Origin of the sequence: Streptomyces beijiangensis (assembly GCF_017315755.1) — a bacterium.
GTDB classification, from domain to species: Bacteria; Actinomycetota; Actinomycetes; order Streptomycetales; family Streptomycetaceae; genus Streptomyces; species Streptomyces beijiangensis.
The window spans coordinates 1-279 of record NZ_JAFLRJ010001758.1 but is presented as its reverse complement, the minus strand read 5'-3'; the positions used below and the strand labels follow the sequence as shown (position 1 = coordinate 279).

1 protein-coding gene is annotated in these 279 nt (G+C 72.4%); it reads right to left on the bottom strand.

The genetic code is table 11. From position 1 onward, the window contains the following. A partial coding sequence (locus J0695_RS43545; protein ID WP_242553849.1) for an alpha/beta fold hydrolase domain-containing protein occupies positions 1-279 on the bottom strand: 279 nt, incomplete at both ends.

Genomic DNA, 279 nt, shown 5'->3' with positions numbered 1-279 from the left:
ATGGTGGGCCGCGTTCCGCGCATGAGACCGATCGCCGCGCGGTGCAGGGCCAGCGGGTCGGCGAGCCGCATGGTCGCCGCCCAGTCGGGGCCGACGCGCAGCAGAACCTTCTCGAAGCCGCCGCCGTGGACGAACTTCTCCTCGGTGTACGAGGCGATGCCGCTGCTGCCCGCCTTCACCGGCGGGTCGGGGTCGAGGTTGGCTTCTGTGAGCACCAGTCGTGACACCAGGTCGGGGCGGTGGTGGGCCAGGGCGATGGCGACCGCCCCGCCCATGCTG